This window comes from Paracoccus liaowanqingii (assembly GCF_004683865.2).
Taxonomy (GTDB): Bacteria; Pseudomonadota; Alphaproteobacteria; order Rhodobacterales; family Rhodobacteraceae; genus Paracoccus; species Paracoccus liaowanqingii.
The window spans coordinates 167,697-186,472 of the sequence record NZ_CP038439.1; the positions used below are offsets into that span (position 1 = coordinate 167,697).

Consider the following 18,776-nt stretch of genomic DNA (forward strand, 5'->3'; position numbering starts at 1 on the left):
CGGCAGCCTATTCGGCGGCCTGCGCATAGACCTCCAGCGGCGGGCAGGTGCAGATCAGGTTGCGGTCGCCATGGGCGTTGTCGACCCGCCCCACGGGGGGCCAGTACTTGTCCACCCGGAAGGCGCCCGGCGGGAAGCAGCCCTGCTCGCGGCTATAGGGGCGGTCCCAGTCCCGCACCAGATCCTCGACCGTGTGGGGGGCGTGGCGCAGCGGGCTTTGGTCGGCTTCGATCCGCCCCTCGGCCACCTCGGTGATCTCGGCCCGGATCGCCAGCAGGGCGGTGACGAAGCGGTCGATCTCGGCCTTGGTCTCGCTTTCCGTGGGTTCGACCATCAGCGTACCGCTGACCGGCCAGCTCATCGTGGGCGCATGGAAGCCGTTGTCGATCAGCCGCTTGGCGATGTCGTCGACGGTGACGCCATGTTCCGCGAAGGGCCGCGTGTCGATGATGCATTCATGCGCGACCCTTCCGCGATTGCCCATGAACAGGATCGGATAGGCCCCGGCCAGCCGCGCCGCGATGTAGTTCGCGTTCAGGATCGCCACGCGCGTGGCCTGCGTCAGCCCCTCGCCGCCCATCATCAGGCAATAGGCCCAGCTGATCAGCAGGATCGAGGCGCTGCCATAGGGCGCGGCACTGACCGCGCCGCTGTCCGCATCGCGCGGATCGCCGGGCAGGTAGGGCGCCAGATGCGCCTTGACCCCGATCGGCCCCATGCCGGGACCGCCGCCGCCATGCGGGATGGCGAAGGTCTTGTGCAGGTTCAGGTGGCTGACATCGCCGCCGATCTCTCCGGGCTTCACCAGGCCGACCAGCGCGTTCATGTTCGCCCCGTCGATATAGACCTGGCCCCCGTGCTGGTGGGTGATGTCGCAGACCTGCCGCACCGTGTCCTCGAAGACGCCATGGGTCGAGGGATAGGTGATCATCACCGCCGCCAGCCGGTCGCCGGCCTTCGCGGCCTTGTCCGCGAAATCCTCCAGATCGATGTCGCCATTGGGCGCCGATTTCACCACCACGACCTGCATCCCGCACATCTGGGCGCTGGCCGGGTTGGTGCCATGCGCCGACACGGGGATCAGGCAGATGTCGCGCTGATCGTCGCCCTGCGCGCGGTGATAGGCCTGGATGGTCAGCAGCCCCGCATATTCCCCCTGCGCGCCGCTGTTCGGCTGCATCGAGAACGCCTCGTAGCCGGTGATCACGCACAGCTTCTGGGTCAGGTCCGCGATCGCCTCATGGTATCCCGCCGCCTGGTCATGCGGCGCAAAGGGATGCAGCGCGCCGAATTCGGGCCAGGTGATCGGCATCATCTCGGCGGCCGCATTCAGCTTCATCGTGCAGGACCCCAGCGGGATCATCGCCCGGTCCAGCGCCAGATCCCGGTCCGACAGCCGCCGCATATAGCGCATCATCTCGGATTCCGCCCGGTTCATGTGAAAGACCGGATGGGTCAGATAGTCGCTCTCGCGCAGCAGGTCCTCGGGGATGGCGGGCGCCATGGCCTGCCCGGCGGGCTCCGAGATCCCGAAGGCATCCAGCAGCCGGGTGATCACCCCCGCATCGGTCGTCTCGTCCACGCTGATGCCGACGCGATCGCGCCCCACACGGCGCAGGTTGATGCCCCGGTGCCGGGCGGCGGCCATGATGCCCTGCTGGCCCACCCCCACCTTGACGGTGATCGTGTCGAAGAAGGCCTCCGGCGCCACCTCGGCCCCCGCCGCCCGCAAGGCCTCCGCAATGGTCACCGCATGCAGATGCACCCGCTGCGCGATGGCCCGCAAACCCACCGGCCCGTGAAACACTGCATAGAACCCCGCCATTACGGCCAGCAAGGCTTGCGCAGTGCAGACATTGCTGGTCGCCTTCTCCCGCCGGATATGCTGCTCGCGCGTCTGCAGCGCCAGCCGCAGCGCCGGGTTGCCCGAGCCGTCGACCGAGACGCCGACGATCCGCCCCGGCATCGCCCGCTTCAGCGCGTCGCGGCAGGACATGAAGCCCGCATGCGGCCCGCCATAGCCCATCGGCACCCCGAAGCGCTGCGCCGATCCCACGGCGATGTCGGCCCCCATCGCGCCCGGCTCGCGCAGGACGCACAGCGCCAGCAGGTCGGTCGCCACCACCGCCAGCGCGCCCGCGCCGTGCAGCGCTTCGATCTCGGGCGTCAGGTCGCGGACATGGCCATAGGTGCCGGGATACTGGAAGATCGCGCCGAAGACGTCCCCCGCCACCAGATCGTCGACCGAGCCGGTGACGATGCGGATCCCCAAAGGCGCCGCCCGCGTCGCGATCACGCTGATGGTCTGCGGATGCAGGTCATGGGCCACGAAGAACGCATCCGCCTTCGACTTCGACTGCCGCCGCGCCATGGCCATCGCCTCGGCCGCCGCCGTCGCCTCGTCCAGCAGGGACGCATTGGCCACCGGCAGCCCGGTCAGATCCGCCACCATGGTCTGGAAGTTCAGCAGCGCCTCCAGCCGCCCCTGCGCGATCTCGGGCTGATACGGCGTATAGGCCGTGTACCACGCCGGGTTCTCCAGGATGTTGCGCTGGATCGCCGGCGGCGTGACGGTGCCGTAATAGCCCTGCCCGATCAGGCTGGTCATCACCCGGTTCTTCGCCGCGACCTCCTTCATCCGCGCCAGCAGCCCGGCCTCGGACAGGGCCGGCCAGTCCAGCCGGTCCGCCTGCCGGATCGCCGCGGGCACGGTCTGCCCGATCAGCTGGTCCAGACTGTCGGCCCCCACGGCGGCCAGCATCTCGGCCATCTCGACCGGAGACGGCCCGATATGGCGCCGGTTGGCAAAATCGTCGGGGTCGTAATCCGTCGGGATCCAGCGGCTCATCAGCGTCTCCATTCCATCGCTCGGGCGCCGCAGCCCGGCCCCGTCTTCTTCACGAAAATATCCTCGGGGGGTCCGGGGGGCGAAGCGCCCCCGGCCTGTCGCCGGGCCGTCAGGCCCGGCCGCATCTCACTCGACCAGCGCCTTGTAGGCCGCCTCGTCCATGAACCCGTCCATCGCGCCCGCATCCGCAGGCTTCAGCCGGAAGAACCACGCCGCCATCGGATCGCCGTTCACGTCGCCCGGCGCATCCGCCAGCGCGGCATTCACCGACGTGATGACGCCCGCCACCGGGGCGGTGATGTCGGAGGCCGCCTTGACGCTCTCGATCACGACGATCTCCTCGCCCGCGGCGACCTCGCGGCCCTCCTCGGGCAGCTCGATGAACACCACGTCGCCCAGCTGCTCGCTGGCGTGCCGGGTGATGCCCACGACGATCTCGTCGCCCTCGGCCCGCAGCCATTCGTGATCTTCGGTATATTTCAGCATGACGATGGTCCTTCAGCGTTTGTAGGAGGGGGAAACGAAGGGCAGGGCGCTCAGGGTCACGGGGATGCGCTTGCCGCGCAGTTCCGCCCAGACCTGCCCGCCCTCGGGGATGTCCACGGGCAGCCGCGCCATCGCGACCGGCCCGCCGACCGAGGGTCCGAACCCGCCCGAACTCACATGGCCCAGAGCCTCGCCGCCCTCGGGGGCGGCAAAGATCGCCACGCCCTCGCGGATCGGCGCGCGGCCCTCGGGGCGCAGGCCGCGACGGATCACATCGGGCGCCCCCAGTCCGGGCAGGATCACCTCGGCGCCGGGAAACCCGCCCGCCCGGGCCCCGCCCGTGCGGCGCACCTTGGGGATAGACCAGCCCAGCGCCGCCTGCGCGGGCGTCACCGAGCCGTCCATGTCATGACCGTAAAGCGGCATCCCGGCCTCCAGCCGCAGGCTGTCGCGCGCGCCCAGACCGATGGGGGCCACCTCGGGATGGTCCAGCAGCGCCCGGGCAAACTCCTCCAGCCGCGCCGCGGGCACCGAGATCTCGAACCCGTCCTCGCCGGTATAGCCGGACCGCGAGATCCACAGATCCGCGCCTTTCCAGCCCAGAATGCGGCTGTCCATGAAGCGCATGTCGCCCACCTCGGGGACCAGCCGCGCCAGCACGGTCGCCGCCATCGGCCCCTGCAGCGCCAGCAGGCCGCGATCGGTGACCGGCGTGACATCCACCCCCGCCAGCCCCTGCAGATGCGCGATGTCCTGTTCGGCGCAGGCGGCGTTCACCACCAGCAGGAAATGATCGCCCCGGTTGGCGATCATCAGATCGTCCAGGATCCCGCCCTGGTCATTGGTGAACAGCCCATAGCGCTGCCGCCCCGGCGCCAGCCCGGCCAGGTCGGCGGGGATCAGCGTCTCCAGCGCGGCGGCGGCGGTCTCGATCCGGCCGTCCCCGGGGGTGACCAGCACCTGCCCCATGTGGCTGACGTCGAAAAGGCCGGCCTGCGCCCGCGTGTGCAGGTGCTCGGCCATGACGCCCATCGGGAACTGCACGGGCATGTCCCAGCCCGCGAAGGGCACCATCCGGGCGCCGCGTTCGACGTGAAGATCGTAAAGTCCGGTTCGGCGTGTCGTGTCGGCCATCTGGCCTCCTGCGGTTCAGCCGGACAGCCGGCATCGGTTGGACGGGGAAAGGCCCCCCGCGCGTCGATGCCCCCTCTGTCCCTGCCCGAAGCTTGGGCGCCTGAGATCGTTATCCCTTCGGCGGGCGCGTGGCGCCACTCTCCAGAGTTCTTGGGGAAGACGGTCCTTTTGCCTGAGAGCTTGCCGGGGCGGCTTCTCCTTCGGCCCCGGCGCAGCGCCGGTGTCTCCCGAATTCCTGCCACAGTTGCTATCGGCAGCCCCGGCCCAAGGCAAGACCTTTGTCCGGGGGACCTGCCGCCGCGACACGGATCGGACCGAGGCTGCCCGATCCGCAGGCGGGCGTTGACAGCCCCCGGGTCCGTCGGCATCGTCGGCCACGACCCCGTGAAAGACCCCTCCATGCCGCCCAAGTTCTTCCAGATCGGCTTCAACAAATGCGGCACGACCTTCATCGCGCGGCTTTTCGACATGAACGGCATCCCCGCCGCCCACTGGCTGGAGGGCGCCCTGGCCGAGGATATCGCCTATGCCAAGCTGGCCGGGCGCAAGCCCCTGGCGCGCTGGGCCGACAAGGTGACGGCCTTCACCGACATGGAATCGGTGCGCTTCCTCAACATGCCGGTGATCGAGGCGTTCAAGGACTACGCGCTGCTGGACCGGCACTATCCCGGCGCGGTCTTCCTGCTGAACACCCGGCGGGTCGAGGACTGGATCGTCAGCCGCTACCTGCATCGGGGCGGCGCCTATGCGCGCAGCTACGCGGCGGCGCGGGGGGTGGCCCTGGGCGATCTGGCGGACATCTGGGCCGAGGAATGGGACGCGCATCTCAAGGGCGTGCGCGCGCATTTCAAGGGCCGCCGCGAGTTCATCGAGATCGACATCGACGAGGCCGCGCCCGAGGATTACCGCACCGCGCTGTCCCCCTGGTACGACCTGGCCAAGGTCCCCGCCGCGCCGGGCGATGCCGTGCGCCGCGCGCGCGAGGACAACCTGCCCCGGGTGATGCGCATGCTGGACACGCCCCGCCCGGGCGGCGCCATCAAGGAGGCGCGCCGCACCCGCCTGGCCGAACGCCTGGTCCGCCACGCCGCCCCCTTCCGGCAAAGCCAGCCGGAGGGCGGGGTCGAGCCGCCGACCCCCGACGCGCTCTGCGTGGACATGGACCGCAACGAGGTCCTTGCCGCCGACGGGTCGCGGATGCCCCTGCGGCGCGGGCCGGACGGGCAGTTCTATCTGGATGCGCTGCGGCCCGGCCTGCTGCGGGTCGCGGCGGTGGCCAATGACATCGCGGCGCTGACCCATCGCGGGCGGTACTGGCTGGACATGCGCCCGGCCTGCTTCGCGGGCAGCGGCCCCGACCATCCGATCCGGGGCCCGATGATCGTGGGGCTGCGCCGCAGGCGCGCCCGCGACCTGTTCCTCTGGCCCGCGCCGTGGCGGCACCGGATCGGCAATGACGGCTTTCCCGGCGCCCCCCTGCCCAAGGACCCTGCCTGGGCCGATCGCGCCGATCTGGCCATCTGGCGGGGCGGGCTGTCGGGCCATGCCCCGGATGGCAAGACCACCGCCGAGGCCGCGATCACCGCCCTGCTGTCCAATCCCCCCGACTCGCAGGCCTTCCGGGATGCGGCCCGCGACCTGCCCCTGACCCCGCGCTGGCGCTTCCTGGCGGCGAACGCGGGAACGCCGGGCACCGATCTGGCCCTGACGCCCGACCTGCGCCTGACCAAGGCACTGGATCGCGCGGGCCTGACCGCCCCCGCCCCGCAGGCCGGCCCCCCGGCACTGCTGCCCCGCTATGCGATCTGCCTCGGCGGGTCCGAGGGCGACGCGGATTTCCTGTCCCTGGCACAGGGCCAGGCGGTGGTGCTGAAGGAGAGGGATGGCTGGGAAAGCTTCGTCACCCCGGTCTTTCGCGCCTGGTCCCATTACATCCCCTTGGCGCCCGGCGGCGCGGACCTGCCCGAGCGCCTGGCCTGGGCCCGCGCCAATCCCGAGACCTGCCGGCAGATCGCGATGCGGGCGCGGCGGCTCTGCGACAGCCTGGCCGATCCCGAGGGGCGGCGGCTGCATCTGACCCGGGTGCTGGACGCCTATCGCCAGGCGACGGGTCAGGACTGAGGTCGCAGGGGGGCCTTGCGCCCCCCGTCGCGGCAGGCCGCGACTCCCCCCGCAGGATATTTGGACCAAGATGAACCATGGGGGACGGCCCGGCCCGCCTCGGTCCGGAAATATCCCCGGGGGAGGCCGCGGCCTGCCGCGGACGGGGGCGGGCAGCCCCCCTGCGGCCCTTGGCAGGGGCTCAGCCGCGGGGGAAGACGAAGACGCGGTCGCGGCGCAGCATCAGCCACATCGGCGTGCCGGGGGGCGGCAGGAAGACGCCGGGGACGGTGGCGTTCAGCGTGATGGCGCCCGCGTCGGTCGCGAATTCCACCAGCGAATCGCGGCCCAGATAGCGGGCGCGGGTCACGCGGGCCAAGGCGGCTGTGCCGTTTTCCGCCGTGGGGGCGGGGCCCTGGCCCGCGCGGTCGAAGTCGATCCGCAGATGCTGGGGGCGGATCACGATGTCGACCTCGGCCCCTTCTGGGATGCCCGGCGTCAGGAAGCGCCCGAAGGGCGTGTCGGTCAGCGCGCCCTGCACCCGGCCTGTCAGCACGTTGATGTCGCTGAAGAACCCCGCCGCCTGCCGGTCCACCGGCGCGTTGTAGAGGTTGTACGGCGCGCCCTGCTGCACGATCCGGCCGCGGCGCATCAACAGGATCTGGTCGGCCATGCGCATGGCCTCCTGCGGCTCGTGCGTCACCAGCAGGACGGCGGTGCCCTCGTCCTTCAGCAGCGCCAGCGTCTCGTCGCGGATGCCGTCGCGCAGGCGCTCGTCGAGGCCCGAGAAGGGCTCGTCCATCAGCAGGATGCGGGGGCGCGGGGCCAGCGCGCGGGCCAGGGCCACGCGCTGCTGCTCTCCGCCCGACAGCTGGTGGGGATAGCTGTCGACATGGCGCGTCATCTGCACCCGCTCCAGCAGGTCGCCCACGCGGTCGCGGTTCGCCTTGAAGCCGCCGGGCAGGCCGAAGGCCACGTTGTCGCGCACCGGAAGATGCGGGAACAGCGCGAAGTCCTGGAACATCAGCCCGATGGCGCGGCGTTCGGGGGGGATGCGGAAGTCGGTGTCGCAGATCAGCTGGCCGTCCACCAGGATGCGGCCGCTGTCCTGCATGTCCACGCCCGCGATGATGCGCAGCGTGGTCGACTTGCCGCAGCCCGAGGGGCCCAGCAGGCAGGCCACCTGGCCCGGCTCGACCTGGAAGCTGACATCGTCGACCACGGGCGCGCCGTCGAAGCGGCGCGTCAGGCGGTCCACCTGAAGTCGGGGAGGCATCGTCACAATCCGGGCCAAGCCTTTCGGTCGGGTTCCCCCTTGGCCTAGCAGGGCCGCCCGGGCCCTGCAACCGGGCGGCGGGCCGTCAGATCGTGACGTTCAGCGCCCCGCCGTCCAGCAGGACATTTTGTCCCACCATGAAGCGCGCCTGCTGGCTGCACATGAAGGCGCAGGTCGCACCGAAATCGGCGGCCGTGCCATAGGTGCCGGTGGGGATCGTGGCCTGCCGCTGCGTGCGGGCCTCGTCCACGGTGATGCCCTTGGCCGTCGCCACGCCGCCGTCCAGGCTGTCGGCGCGGTCGGTCGCATGGATGCCCGGCAGCAGGTTGTTCACGCAGACGCCCTTGCCCGCCACCTGCCGCGACATGCCCGCCACGAAGCCTGTCAGCCCGGTCCGCGCCGTGTTCGACAGCCCCAGAACCGAGATGGGCGCGCGCACCGAGCCCGAGGTGATGTTGACGACCCGGCCCCAGCCCCGGTCCATCATGCCCGGCACCAGCGCCTGCATCAGCGCCACCGCCGACAGCATGTTGGCGTCGATGGCGCGGATGAAGTCGTCGCGGCTCCAGTCCTGCCAGTTGCCCGGGGGCGGGCCGCCCGCATTGGTGACCAGGATGTCGGCATGGCCCACGGCCTCCAGCACCCGCGCGCGGCCCTCGGGCGTGGTGATGTCGGCGGCGACGGGGATGACCTCGACCCCGTAGGTTTGGGCGATCTCGTGGGCGGTGCGGGTGATCTCGGCCTCGGTGCGGCTGTTGATGACCAGGTTCACGCCCGCGGCGGCCAGCGCCTCGGCGCAGCCCCGGCCCAGCCCCTTGGAGGCGGCGCAGACCAGCCCCCGTTTGCCCTTGATGCCCAGATCCATCGCGTCCTCCTGTTCGTTGAGGGGCGCAGAAGACGCGGGGATCGCGGGATTGTCAAATGCGGGAAGCGGGGGGCCCGCCCCCCGCGATATTTCCAGACCGAAGCAGGATCAGGCGAGGGAGTCGCGGATGGCCCGCATGTTGGCCCCGTAGGTTTCGGGGCTGTCGACCGAGCCGCCCTTGAAGACGGCCGAGCCCGCGACCAGCACGTCGGCGCCGGCGCGGGCGACCAGGGGCGCGGTCGTCGGATCGACGCCGCCATCGACCTGGATGTGGATCGGGCGGTCGCCGATCAGGGCGCGGATGCGGGCGATCTTGTCCAGCTGGCTGTGGATGAATTTCTGCCCGCCGAAGCCCGGGTTCACGGTCATGACCAGCACCATGTCGCAGAGGTCCAGAAGATAGTCCACCGCCTCGGCCGGGGTGCCGGGATTGAGCGCGATGCCCGCCTTCTTGCCGGTCGCGCGGATCGCCTGCAGGGTGCGGTGAGGATGGGGACCGGCCTCGACATGGGCGGTGATCATGTCGGCGCCCGCCTCGGCATAGGCCTCGATATAGGCGTCGACCGGCGCGATCATCAGATGCACGTCCATGAAGGTCCGCACATGCGGGCGGAAGGCCTTCACGGCGGGCGGGCCGAAGGTCAGGTTCGGGACGAAATGCCCGTCCATCACGTCGACATGGACCCAGTCCGCGCCCTGATCCTCGATGGCGCGGATCTCGGCCCCGAAATTGGCGAAGTCGGCGGAGAGGATCGAGGGCGCGATCCTGATCTTGCGGTCGAAATCCATGGGCGTCTCCTGGGTCATGCGGCGGGGCTCATTCGGCTGCGGCCTGCCTGCTGGCGCGGTCCACGTCAAGCCCGCCCGCGAAGACGCGGCTGGCGCGGATGTCGGGCTCGGTCAAAGTCGAGAGGGCCGCCGCGTCCAGCGGGCCTGTCGCCTCGCTGAACAGGCGGTTGGCCTGTCGCAGGCGCGCCCGGTCCAGGGCGTTGCGGATCGAGCGGGCATTGGCGAAATGCGGCTGCGTGCGGCGCGCGGTGATGTATTGGGCCATCGCGGCGCGGGCGGCGTCGTCCAGCACATAGTTCTGCCGCGCCAGCATCCCTTCCGAGATGTGCAGAAGTTCGCCGTCCCCGTAATCGGGAAACTCGATGTGATGGGCGATCCGGGACCGGAAGCCGGGGTTCGAGGCAAAGAACCTGTCCATCCGGTCGCCGTACCCCGCCAGGATCACCACCAGATCGTCGCGGTTGTTCTCCATCACCTGCAGCAGGATCTCGATCGCCTCCTGCCCGTAATCGCGCTCGTTCTCGGCGCGGTAGAGGTAATAGGCCTCGTCGATGAACAGCACGCCCCCCATGGCCTTCTTCAGCACCTCCTTCGTCTTGGGCGCGGTATGGCCGATATACTGGCCCACCAGATCGTCGCGGGTGACGGTCACCAGATGGCCCTTGCGCACATAACCAAGCCTGTGCAGCAGCGCCGCCATCTTCAGCGCCACGGTCGTCTTGCCGGTGCCGGGATTGCCGGTGAAGCTCATGTGCAGGGTCGGCGTCTCGGTCGCCAGACCCATCCGCCTGCGGGCGCGGTCGACCAGCAGCAGGGCGGCGGTCTCGCGGATGCGGGCCTTGACGGGCGCGAGGCCCACCAGCTTTCGGTCCAGATCGGCCAGCACCTCGGCCACGCCGCTGTCGGCGAAGTCCTGCGCCAGATCGACATGGGTGGGAATATCTGCAGATGGGGTGGGTTGGTCGTCGGTCATCATGCACCTTTGCGAAAACAAGACGTCCGGACGGCGGGGAGGAGCCGCCGCCCGGACAGATCCCCTCAGGGATAGCGCGCGCCCTCGGGTTCGCGGGTGGCATAGCTTTCGATCGTGTAGCGGACCGCGCGGCCCTCGCCCTCCTGCCGGGTCAGGCGGAAGCCCGGCTCGACGGCGGGGCGGTTCACGATCATGCTCATGCGGATCGATTCCCAGCCCGGCGAGGCGTCGAAGGCGATCACCCGGATGTACTGGCCGCCGAACTGCTTGCGGCATTCGTTGACCTCGAAGACCACGGCGGCCGCGTCCGGATTGTCGAACATCGGATGGCCCCACATCTCCCAGTAGGTGTTGCGGGGATGGGGGTCGTCGGTATGTTCGACCGACACGGCCCAGCCCTTGTCGATGGCGTACTGGGCCTGCAGGCGGATGTCGTCATCCGACAGGTCGGGCAGGAAGCTGAACTGGCCTTGCGTCATTTTCATGGCATGGATCCTTTGTGGCAGAAGGGCGGGGCAGGGCGCAGGCAGATATGCGCCCTCAGGGATGGGGGTCGCGGCGCGGCGCCCAGGGTGGGGTGTGCAGGCGCGGGCCCAGACGTTGCAGGAACACCGGCAGATAGGGCGCGATCTCGCAGGCCCCGTCGGGGTGGCTGGTCGGATGCGCGCCTGCATCCGGCCAGCCGGTCACGCCGTCACCTCGGGGGTGGGCGCGAAGTCGGGCGCGTCGGTCGAGGCATAGTTGAAGCTGACATCCTTCCACACGTCCAGCGCCTGCTTCAGCGGCGTGCAGGTGCGCGCGGCGTCGCGCAGGATATCCTCGCCCTCATTCCAGATGTCGCGGCCCGCGTTGCGCGCGAAGACCATCGCCTCCAGCGCCACGCGGTTGGCCTGCGCGCCCGCGGCGATCCCGTGGGGGTGGCCGATGGTGCCGCCGCCGAACTGCAGCACGACATCCTCGCCGAGGTAATGCAGCAGCTGGTGCATCTGGCCCGCATGGATGCCGCCCGAGGCGACCGGCATCATCTTGTTCAGGGACGCCCATTCCTGGTCGAAGAAGATCCCGTTCTCCAGCGCCATGGGATTCCGCTCCTCGCGGAAGATGTCATAGTAACCCTTGGTGGTGGCCGGATCGCCCTCCAGCTTGCCCACGACCGTGCCCGCATGCAGGTGATCGACGCCCGCCAAGCGCATCCACTTGGCGATCACGCGGAAGCTGACGCCATGGCTGCGCTGGCGGGTATAGGTGGAATGCCCGGCGCGGTGCAGGTGCAGGATCATGTCGTTGTCCCGCGCCCATTTGGCCATCGACTGGATCGCCGTGTATCCGATGACCAGGTCGATCATCACGATGATCGAGCCGAGCGATTTCGCGAACTCGGCGCGCGCATACATCTCCTCCATCGTGCCGGCGGTGATGTTCAGATACGTCCCCTTCACCTCGCCCGTGGCGGCCGAGGCGCGGTTCACCGCCTCCATGCAATAGAGGAACCGGTCGCGCCAATGCATGAAGGGCTGGCTGTTGATGTTCTCGTCATCCTTGGTGAAATCCAGGCCCCCCTTCAGCGCCTCATAGACCACCCGGCCATAGTTGCGGCCCGACAGGCCCAGCTTGGGTTTCACCGTCGCGCCCAGCAGCGGGCGGCCATAGCAGTTCAGGCGCTCGCGCTCGACGACGATGCCGGTGGCGGGGCCCTGGAAGGTCTTCACATAGGCCACGGGCAGGCGCATGTCCTCCAGCCGCAGGGCCTTCAGCGGCTTGAAGCCGAAGACATTGCCGATGATGGATGCGGTCAGGTTGGCGATGGAGCCGCCCTCGAACAGGTCCAGATCATAGGCGATGTAGGCGAAGAACTCGCCCGGCGCGTTGGGGACCGGATCGACGCGATAGGCCTTGGCGCGGTACTTGTCGCAGGCGGTCAGCCGGTCGGTCCAGACCACCGTCCAGGTCGCGGTGCTGCTTTCGCCCGCCACCGCCGCCGCCGCCTCGACCGCGTCCACGCCATCCTGGGGCGTGATGCGGAACAGCGCGATGATGTCGGTGTCCTTGGGGGTGTAGTCGGGCTCCCAATAGCCCATCTGCGCGTATTTCAGCACGCCCGCGGTATAGCGCTTCTTGGCGTCCATCTGGGTCTTGGGCATCTCGTTCATTGGGTCGTCCTCCGTGGAAAAGGGGGTCAGGCGCGGCGGGCCTCGCCCGTCAGGCGCAGGATCATCGGGGTCAGGATCAGTTGCATCGCCAGGTCCATCTTGGGACCGGGAATGACGATGGAATTGGCCCGGCTCATCCAGGACCCGTCGATCATCTGGGTCAGGTAGGGAAAATCGATCCCCTTGGGGTTGCGGAACCGGATCACCACCAGGCTTTCGTCGGCGGTGGGGATCCACCGCGCGATGAACGGGTTCGAGGTGTCGACCACCGGCACCCGCTGGAAATTGATGTCGGTCTGGGTGAACTGGGGGCAGATGCAGTGCACATAGGCGTGCATCCGGCGCAGGATCGTGTCGGTCACGGCCTCGGTCGAATAGCCGCGCTGCGCCTTGTCGCGGTGGATCTTCTGGGTCCATTCCAGATTGACCACCGGCACCACGCCGATCTTCAGATCGGCCAGCGCGGCCAGATCGACGCCGTCATTGACCACCGCCCCGTGCAGCCCCTCGTAGAACAGCAGGTCGCTGCCATCCTCGAAGGGCGCCCAATCGGTGAAGGTGCCCGGCGGGCTGCCCCACCGGGCGGCCTCGGCCTCGTCATGGACGTAATGCCGGGTCTGGCCGCGCCCCGTCTCGCCATAGATGCGAAAGATCTCCTCCAGCTTCTCCAGCTCGTTGGCGTCATAGCTGAAATGGCTGAAGGTCGCGTCGCCCGCCGCCAGACGGTCAGTCAGCTCGGCCTTCATCGCGGCGCGGTCATAGCGGTGGAAGGCGTCGCCCTCGATGCTGACGGCGGTGATGCCCTCGCGGCGAAAGATCTGGTCGAAGGTCGACTTGACTGTGGTCGTGCCCGCGCCCGAGCTGCCGGTGACCGAGATGATGGGGTGCTTCTTGCTCATGATGTCCTCAGGCTCGGAAAAGGCCGCGATGGCCGAACAGGGCCGAGACCTCGGCCTCGGGCAGATCATGGTAACCGGCGACCCGCTCCACCTTGTCGGCGCTGCCGAAGACCAGCGGGCTGCGGGCGTCCAGCGCGGGGATCGGCGCGTCCAGCAGCGGCAGGGCGCCGTCGGTGGCCCGCCCGCCCGCCTGCTCGATCAGGAAGGCGATGGGGGCGGCCTGATGCAGCAGCCGCAGCCGGCCCCGGTCGCCGCCCGGGCGGGCGATGGCCGGATCCAGGAAGATGCCCCCGCGCATCAGGATGCGATGCGCCTCGGCCACCAACGACGAGGTCCAGCGCATGCTGAACTCGCGCGCCCGCGGCCCCTCGGTCCCGGCCATGCAGTCGTCGACATAGGCCCGGACCGGGCGCGCCCAGTGGCGATAGTTGGCCGCGTCGATGGCGAATTCCGGCGCGGTCGGCGGCAGCGCGACCCGCGCATGGGCCAGCGCGAAGCGGCGGCTTTCGGGGTCCAGCACATGGACCTGCGTGCCCTGTCCGCAGCTGACCACCAGGCAGCAGCGCGGCCCGTGCAGCACATAGCCCGCCGCCAGCATGTCGCGCGCCGGGCGCAGGAAGCTGGCCGCGCCCGTGTCGGCGGCCTGTCCCGTATCGGCGGCGGCGAAGATCGCGAAGATCGTGCCCGCCGGGATGTCGGCCTCGATCCCCGGGGCGCCCTCCAGCGGGTCCAGCGCCATGGCCAGCGCGCCGTCGGGCTGCAGGACCTGCGGCGCGGGCTGGCGGGGCGTGGACAGCCAGCGCACCCCGGCCCCGCGCAGCGCCGCGGTGAACAGCGCCTCGGCCGCCGCATCGGCCGTCGCCGCACCCTGGGCCATCTCGCCGCCGCGCCGGATGCGGTCCGACAGCGCGACCGAGGCCTGCGCGATCGCCTCCAGCACCGGCTGGAAGCGGGCGGGGATCAGGCGTGTCTCAAGATGCGTCATGCTCATCGCCTCCCCCGGGTCACTCGCCCTTGGAGGCAGGTTGACAGGCGCGGTGCTTTTGGAAAATTTAATAAGCGGGAAGCCTGATTCAGGAAAAATGAAGATGAAGACCGACGCGATCACCCTGCGCCAGCTGCGCGCCCTGCGCGCCGTCGCCGACAGCGGCAGCCTGACGCTGGCCGCCGCCCAGCTGGGCCTGACCCCGCCCGCCATCCACAGCCAGCTGAAATCGCTGGACGATCTGGCCGGGACCGCGCTGCTGCACCGCGCCGAGCATGGCGTCTTCCGCCCCACCGCCGAGGGGCGCGCGCTGCTTCTGGCCGAGGCGCAGATCGCCACCGCCCTTTCCCGCGCGGGCCGAGAGATCGCGGCGCTGCGCCAGGGTCACAGCGGCACCGTGGTCCTGGGGGTGGTCTCGACCGGCAAGTATTTTGCGCCCTTCCTGGTCGCGACCCTTCAGCGCGCCCTGCCGCGCATCGAGGTGACGCTGCGCATCGGCAACCGCGACGCGATCCTGGCAGCCCTGGCGGGGGACGAGCTGGACCTTGCGATCATGGGCCGCCCGCCCCGTGAGCCCGCCGTGATCGCCGACCCCATCGGCCCCCATCCCCACATTATCATCGCCGCCCCCGACCATCCGCTGGCCACCCAGGACCCGGTGATGCCGGGCGATCTTCTGTCCCAGACCTTCCTCTCGCGCGAGGAGGGGTCCGGCACCCGCATCCTGATGACCCGCTTCCTCGACCGCATCGGCGAGGGCGCCCCCTGGCGCGCGGTCGAGATGGGCACCAACGAGACGATCAAGCAGGCGGTGATCGCGGGCCTGGGCATCGCGCTGATCTCCCAGCACACCTGCACCGAGGAATTGCGCGCCGGCCGCCTGACCGCCCTGTCGGCCATCGGCCTGCCGATCCAGCGCAGCTGGTACCTGCTGCACCGCGCCGACCGCGCCCCCAGCCCCGCCACCGAACGCATCCGCGCCGCCATCGCGGGCCTCGGCGGGGCCTTCCTGCCCCGGATCGAGGCCTCATCGCCGTAAGGGTTCGTCCTCTGCGGGCGGGGCCGCCTTAAGTTTTGTCCCGTCCTGACGCCGCTTTGGACGGGGCGGTGGACCATGTTCGACAGACACCAAAAGCACTGCCGCCTCGATGCACGACCCCGTTGGCCCGCGCCTTTCTCAAGGATCGCCGCCGCTGTCGTGCGAGACCCTCAATGGCTCACCCAAGAGATCGCTCCCTGGGCATCCAGGACCCGTCCCGCGCACATGACCCCTCCCAAAGGACGAACATGTGCAGTGATCGCGCCCCGGACCCCTCATGCTGCGATCAGGCATCGACCACCTAGCCCCGCCCGCTTGTCACCCTCACGCCGGATCACGCAGCGCCGTGACCTCCGCGGCCGGCGCTGAACCGCCGCCCTCGAAGACCAGACGTCCCCCGTCCTCGAACTGCGCCTCGACGATCCGGGCATAGGCGCCGACACGGGTCTCGGCGATCAACTCCTCGCCCCGGCGGCTTTCCAGAGAGAAGGCGTACAGCCCGTCGGGCAGCTTCGTGCCGTCCGGACCCCGGCCCCGCCAGTCGATCTGGCCCTGGCCGGGCCCGATCTCCTCGCGCGCCACCTCGCGGCCCCCGGCATCGCGGGTGACCAGCTGGACGCTGTCGGCCTGACCATGCGGCGCGATGTCCAGGGTGAGGGGCGCATCGCCGAACCAGACGGGGGCGGTGGTCCGCGCTTCCTTGCCGATCCAGGCGGCCAGGCCGCTGCCGCCCGCCTGTCCGGCCATCCGTTCCAGAAAGCGGTTGCTCAGCGCCTGCTGCTCGACCCCGGCAAAGGTGGCCAGCTGGATGGCGAAATCGGTGCCCTGCATGGGGTTCAGCGGATCCTGGTTCTTCAGCTGCGCGGTCAGCATGGTCAGGAAGGTCTGGAAATCCGCGCCCGTTCCCTCGGCCGAGAACCCGGTCTGGGCGGGGGCTGCGCCCGTCGCGGGCAGGACGGGCGAGGTGATGGCGTCGACCATGGGGCTCTCCTACAATCTGATGTCGACGCGCCGATCGCTCAGCGGCGCAGGCGCAAGGGTCACGCGCAGGGCGGTGGGCACGGCCTGGCTCTCGCCCTCCTCGGTCGGTTCGAGGGGCGGGAACGCGGGTCCGCCCCCCCGGTCGTCGCGCCGGAAGTCGAGGCTGTCGGCCGTCACCCCCGCCTCGGCCAGTTGCTGAGTCAGCAGGTCGGCATTGCGCCGCACCAGCTCCAGCGTTTCGGGCCGCTCGGCCCAGAGCGTGATCTGGCTGCGGTCGGGGCCCGACATGACCAGCCGGATCCGACCCAGCTCCTCGGGCGACAGGGCGATTTCGGTCCGATCGCCCCGCGTGATGACCAAGGCATCGGTCACCTGCCGGATGACCGGCCGGGGATCCGGGGCGACCTCCGGCCCGCCGATCCCGGTGGACAGGGAGGGCCGTGACAGGTCCGCCACGCGAAACTCGGGCGCGGGCCGAGCGTCCGGGTTGATCGCTGCCTCGGCCTGACCGGAAAGCGGCACGGCGCCCGCGCGCGGCGAGGGACCGGAGTCCTTCAGAACAGGCATCTGCTCGGCCCTCTGGCCAGCGCCGCGCCCATCGGGATCGGATCTGACCGTTCCAACCATCGCCACGTCGGGTGTCGCGTCGCGTCCGGGCCCGGCCACCGCTGCCCTTGCGCCGGTCGGCGATTCGCGACCTTCCGTGGCACTCGGGTCCGCTGCCACATCACCGGGGCGTGCATTGCCGGTCGGTTGATCCGACTGCAAGGGCCTCTGACCCGGCTGGTCCGCATCGGAGGCCAGGCTTGGATCGGTCTCTTTCCCCCCCGCGATCGGCGCGGGCGGTGCCACGGCCACGGACGCCTCCCCTGTCGGGGGTGGCCCGAGATGCCGGGCGTCCGCGGGCGGGGGTGCGACCTGCGCGGATCCTGCCTGCGGCGTCCCCCGCGCATCCGCTTCCTTCAGGCGCAAGACCATGCCGTCCGTCGGCGGCATCGCCCCCTCCACCGTCTTGGGCACCGTCTTCGGCACCGGCGGTGCATCCGCCTCGGGCACCGCGATCCCTGCCGGCGATTCGGGGTTCTTGCCTTCGCCCGGCACCTCAGCCGTGACCGATGTCTCGACCGTTCCCACCTCGATTGCCTGCGCCTCGGCGGGCATCGGCTCCTCGAGGGGCGCAGCCAACTCCCCCTCAACCTGCACCGTGACCGCACCGGGGGTGGGCAGGACCGGATTCTTCGCGGGCGGCGCGGCGAATTCCGCCGTCATGCCCAGCACCCCCTCCAGCCAGCGGGCCAGGGGATCGGAGGCCGTCGCCCCGGGTCCAGGCGCCCCCGGCATCGCCGCACCTGCAAGAGGCCAAAAAGTCCCGGCCGCCACGGGCAGCAGCGCAAAGCCCGGGTCCCCGTCGAGGGGCATGACGGTCTCGGGCGCCGCCTCCGCACGGGACGGCCAGGTCGGGGTCATCTGGATCTCAGCCATGCCAAGCCTCGCGGTTTTTTTCTGGATAGCCGGGATTCCTTACCAATTATTTACTGCCGCCCCATATTTTCGATCCATTCACATCGGAGGCGAGACCAGGATGCAGATCGACCCCCTCGTACCGGCGCGCGGGCCCAAGGCCGGGCCCCATGCGGTCGCGGACCAGCTGGAACAGGCATTTCTGGAGGAGATGCTGAAATATTGCGGCCCTTCCCCGGCCGAGGGCGCCTTTTCCGGCGGCGCCGGAGAGGATCAGTTCGCCAGCTTCCTGACGCGCGAACATGCGGCGCTTCTGGCCCGGCGGCTGGACCTGGGATTCGCGGCGATGCTGGGCGCGCGGGAATGAGCCGCGCGGTCACCCGCCAGATGGCGCAGATCCGGGCGGCGCTGATCTCGGGCGATGCGCAGGCCGCCCTGGCCGCCATCGACGACCTGACCCGCGTCGCCGCCCGGGCGGGCCTCGACGAGGAGGCCCGCGCCCGCCTGGAACCCGCCCTGGCCGAGCTGCGCGCGCTGGCGCAGGCCTCGCTGACAGGCGCCCAGCAGGCGGCCGATCAGATCCGCGCGATCGTGCAGGCGGCGCGCAGCCTGCAGACCTACGATTCCCTCGGGCGGCGCAATGTCATGCCCACGCGGGCCACCGCGGCGCAGAGGTTTTAGTAAAATGCCCGGCAAGCTTCATTTGAGCGGCGGGGCGATCTTCACTACTTCTCAATCACCGGCAGCTAGAACGGTGTCGTGCCAGAAACGGCGCAGGGCAGGTGCCCGA

At 70.0% G+C, this 18,776-nt stretch carries 18 protein-coding genes and 1 riboswitch; of the genes, 4 read left to right on the forward strand and 14 right to left on the reverse strand.

The window, feature by feature from the left end; translation table 11 throughout:
• Positions 1-7: 7 nt before the first annotated feature.
• The 3 genes from gcvP to gcvT form a co-directional block, all read right to left on the reverse strand.
• On the reverse strand, positions 8-2,848 hold the full coding sequence (gcvP, locus tag E4191_RS00750) for an aminomethyl-transferring glycine dehydrogenase (protein ID WP_135311706.1): 2,841 nt from the start codon (positions 2,846-2,848) through the stop codon (positions 8-10).
• Between the two features lie 126 nt (positions 2,849-2,974).
• Positions 2,975-3,331: a glycine cleavage system protein GcvH gene (gene gcvH, locus E4191_RS00755; RefSeq protein WP_228461648.1), complete on the reverse strand. Its 357-nt coding sequence runs from the start codon at positions 3,329-3,331 to the stop codon at positions 2,975-2,977.
• A gap of 15 nt (positions 3,332-3,346) precedes the next feature.
• A complete protein-coding gene (gcvT, locus tag E4191_RS00760) occupies positions 3,347-4,468 on the reverse strand; it encodes a glycine cleavage system aminomethyltransferase GcvT (RefSeq protein WP_135311708.1) in 1,122 nt (373 codons plus the stop codon).
• A 150-nt stretch (positions 4,469-4,618) separates the two neighbouring features.
• Positions 4,619-4,708, reverse strand: a riboswitch (glycine riboswitch).
• Between the two features lie 159 nt (positions 4,709-4,867).
• Between gcvT and E4191_RS00765 the strand changes: the two genes are divergently transcribed.
• On the forward strand, positions 4,868-6,589 hold the full coding sequence (locus E4191_RS00765) for a glycosyl transferase family 90 (protein WP_135311709.1): 1,722 nt from the start codon (positions 4,868-4,870) through the stop codon (positions 6,587-6,589).
• Between the two features lie 181 nt (positions 6,590-6,770).
• Here E4191_RS00765 and E4191_RS00770 read toward each other — a convergent pair whose 3' ends face one another.
• The 9 genes from E4191_RS00770 to E4191_RS00805 all read right to left on the reverse strand — a co-directional run bounded on the left by E4191_RS00770 (position 6,771) and on the right by E4191_RS00805 (position 14,511).
• The gene (locus E4191_RS00770; protein ID WP_135311710.1) at positions 6,771-7,844 is read right to left on the reverse strand and encodes an ABC transporter ATP-binding protein; all 1,074 of its coding nucleotides are present in this window, start codon (positions 7,842-7,844) and stop codon (positions 6,771-6,773) included.
• An 85-nt stretch (positions 7,845-7,929) separates the two neighbouring features.
• Complete coding sequence (locus tag E4191_RS00775; protein ID WP_135311711.1) at positions 7,930-8,709, reverse strand: SDR family oxidoreductase; 780 nt, start codon at positions 8,707-8,709, stop codon at positions 7,930-7,932.
• A 108-nt stretch (positions 8,710-8,817) separates the two neighbouring features.
• On the reverse strand, positions 8,818-9,498 hold the full coding sequence (gene rpe / locus E4191_RS00780; protein WP_135314253.1) for a ribulose-phosphate 3-epimerase: 681 nt from the start codon (positions 9,496-9,498) through the stop codon (positions 8,818-8,820).
• A 28-nt stretch (positions 9,499-9,526) separates the two neighbouring features.
• Complete coding sequence (gene cbbX, locus E4191_RS00785; protein ID WP_228461422.1) at positions 9,527-10,471, reverse strand: CbbX protein; 945 nt, start codon at positions 10,469-10,471, stop codon at positions 9,527-9,529.
• A 65-nt stretch (positions 10,472-10,536) separates the two neighbouring features.
• Positions 10,537-10,956, reverse strand: a complete 420-nt coding sequence (locus tag E4191_RS00790; protein WP_135311713.1) for a ribulose bisphosphate carboxylase small subunit — start codon at positions 10,954-10,956, stop codon at positions 10,537-10,539.
• A gap of 55 nt (positions 10,957-11,011) precedes the next feature.
• Entirely contained in the window at positions 11,012-11,161 is a 150-nt protein-coding gene (locus tag E4191_RS23595; protein ID WP_176562605.1) for a hypothetical protein, read from the reverse strand.
• The gene (locus E4191_RS00795) at positions 11,158-12,612 is read right to left on the reverse strand and encodes a form I ribulose bisphosphate carboxylase large subunit (RefSeq protein WP_135314254.1); all 1,455 of its coding nucleotides are present in this window, start codon (positions 12,610-12,612) and stop codon (positions 11,158-11,160) included. Before E4191_RS00795 ends, E4191_RS23595 begins: the two co-directional genes overlap by 4 nt.
• Positions 12,613-12,647: 35 nt before the next feature.
• A complete protein-coding gene (locus tag E4191_RS00800; protein ID WP_135311714.1) occupies positions 12,648-13,520 on the reverse strand; it encodes a phosphoribulokinase in 873 nt (290 codons plus the stop codon).
• Positions 13,521-13,527: 7 nt separating this feature from the next.
• On the reverse strand, positions 13,528-14,511 hold the full coding sequence (locus tag E4191_RS00805; protein WP_135311715.1) for an FIG domain-containing protein: 984 nt from the start codon (positions 14,509-14,511) through the stop codon (positions 13,528-13,530).
• 97 nt (positions 14,512-14,608) lie between these two features.
• On the opposite strand from E4191_RS00805, the gene cbbR reads away from it, so the two are divergent.
• A complete protein-coding gene (cbbR, locus tag E4191_RS00810; RefSeq protein ID WP_135314255.1) occupies positions 14,609-15,544 on the forward strand; it encodes a LysR family regulator CbbR in 936 nt (311 codons plus the stop codon).
• Positions 15,545-15,868: 324 nt separating this feature from the next.
• Here the strand turns inward: cbbR and E4191_RS00815 are convergent, their stop codons facing one another.
• On the reverse strand, positions 15,869-16,525 hold the full coding sequence (locus E4191_RS00815; RefSeq protein ID WP_135311716.1) for a flagellar hook capping FlgD N-terminal domain-containing protein: 657 nt from the start codon (positions 16,523-16,525) through the stop codon (positions 15,869-15,871).
• Between the two features lie 9 nt (positions 16,526-16,534).
• Entirely contained in the window at positions 16,535-18,007 is a 1,473-nt protein-coding gene (fliK, locus tag E4191_RS00820; protein WP_135311717.1) for a flagellar hook-length control protein FliK, read from the reverse strand.
• A 100-nt stretch (positions 18,008-18,107) separates the two neighbouring features.
• Here fliK and E4191_RS00825 point away from each other — a divergent pair, with 100 nt between their 5' ends.
• Together E4191_RS00825 and E4191_RS00830 are read left to right on the forward strand one after the other, a co-directional pair.
• Positions 18,108-18,353, forward strand: coding sequence for a rod-binding protein (locus E4191_RS00825; RefSeq protein ID WP_135311718.1), 246 nt, complete (start codon positions 18,108-18,110; stop codon positions 18,351-18,353).
• Positions 18,350-18,667: a hypothetical protein gene (locus E4191_RS00830; protein ID WP_135311719.1), complete on the forward strand. Its 318-nt coding sequence runs from the start codon at positions 18,350-18,352 to the stop codon at positions 18,665-18,667. The genes E4191_RS00825 and E4191_RS00830 overlap by 4 nt, the downstream gene beginning before the upstream one ends.
• Positions 18,668-18,776: the final 109 nt, after the last annotated feature.

Excerpts from the sequence above, each read along its gene's own strand:
- gcvT (WP_135311708.1), bottom strand. The coding sequence starts at position 4,468 with ATGGCCGACACGACACGCCGAACCGGACTTTACGATCTTCACGTCGAA.
- E4191_RS00770 (WP_135311710.1), bottom strand. The coding sequence starts at position 7,844 with ATGCCTCCCCGACTTCAGGTGGACCGCCTGACGCGCCGCTTCGACGGC.
- E4191_RS00815 (WP_135311716.1), bottom strand. The coding sequence starts at position 16,525 with ATGGTCGACGCCATCACCTCGCCCGTCCTGCCCGCGACGGGCGCAGCC.
- rpe (WP_135314253.1), bottom strand. The coding sequence starts at position 9,498 with ATGGATTTCGACCGCAAGATCAGGATCGCGCCCTCGATCCTCTCCGCC.
- E4191_RS00800 (WP_135311714.1), bottom strand. The coding sequence starts at position 13,520 with ATGAGCAAGAAGCACCCCATCATCTCGGTCACCGGCAGCTCGGGCGCG.
- E4191_RS00765 (WP_135311709.1), top strand. The coding sequence starts at position 4,868 with ATGCCGCCCAAGTTCTTCCAGATCGGCTTCAACAAATGCGGCACGACC.
- E4191_RS00830 (WP_135311719.1), top strand. The coding sequence starts at position 18,350 with ATGAGCCGCGCGGTCACCCGCCAGATGGCGCAGATCCGGGCGGCGCTG.
- fliK (WP_135311717.1), bottom strand. The coding sequence starts at position 18,007 with ATGGCTGAGATCCAGATGACCCCGACCTGGCCGTCCCGTGCGGAGGCG.
- E4191_RS00805 (WP_135311715.1), bottom strand. The coding sequence starts at position 14,511 with ATGAGCATGACGCATCTTGAGACACGCCTGATCCCCGCCCGCTTCCAG.
- cbbX (WP_228461422.1), bottom strand. The coding sequence starts at position 10,471 with ATGACCGACGACCAACCCACCCCATCTGCAGATATTCCCACCCATGTC.
- E4191_RS00825 (WP_135311718.1), top strand. The coding sequence starts at position 18,108 with ATGCAGATCGACCCCCTCGTACCGGCGCGCGGGCCCAAGGCCGGGCCC.
- E4191_RS00795 (WP_135314254.1), bottom strand. The coding sequence starts at position 12,612 with ATGCCCAAGACCCAGATGGACGCCAAGAAGCGCTATACCGCGGGCGTG.
- E4191_RS00790 (WP_135311713.1), bottom strand. The coding sequence starts at position 10,956 with ATGAAAATGACGCAAGGCCAGTTCAGCTTCCTGCCCGACCTGTCGGAT.
- E4191_RS00775 (WP_135311711.1), bottom strand. The coding sequence starts at position 8,709 with ATGGATCTGGGCATCAAGGGCAAACGGGGGCTGGTCTGCGCCGCCTCC.
- gcvP (WP_135311706.1), bottom strand. The coding sequence starts at position 2,848 with ATGAGCCGCTGGATCCCGACGGATTACGACCCCGACGATTTTGCCAAC.
- cbbR (WP_135314255.1), top strand. The coding sequence starts at position 14,609 with ATGAAGACCGACGCGATCACCCTGCGCCAGCTGCGCGCCCTGCGCGCC.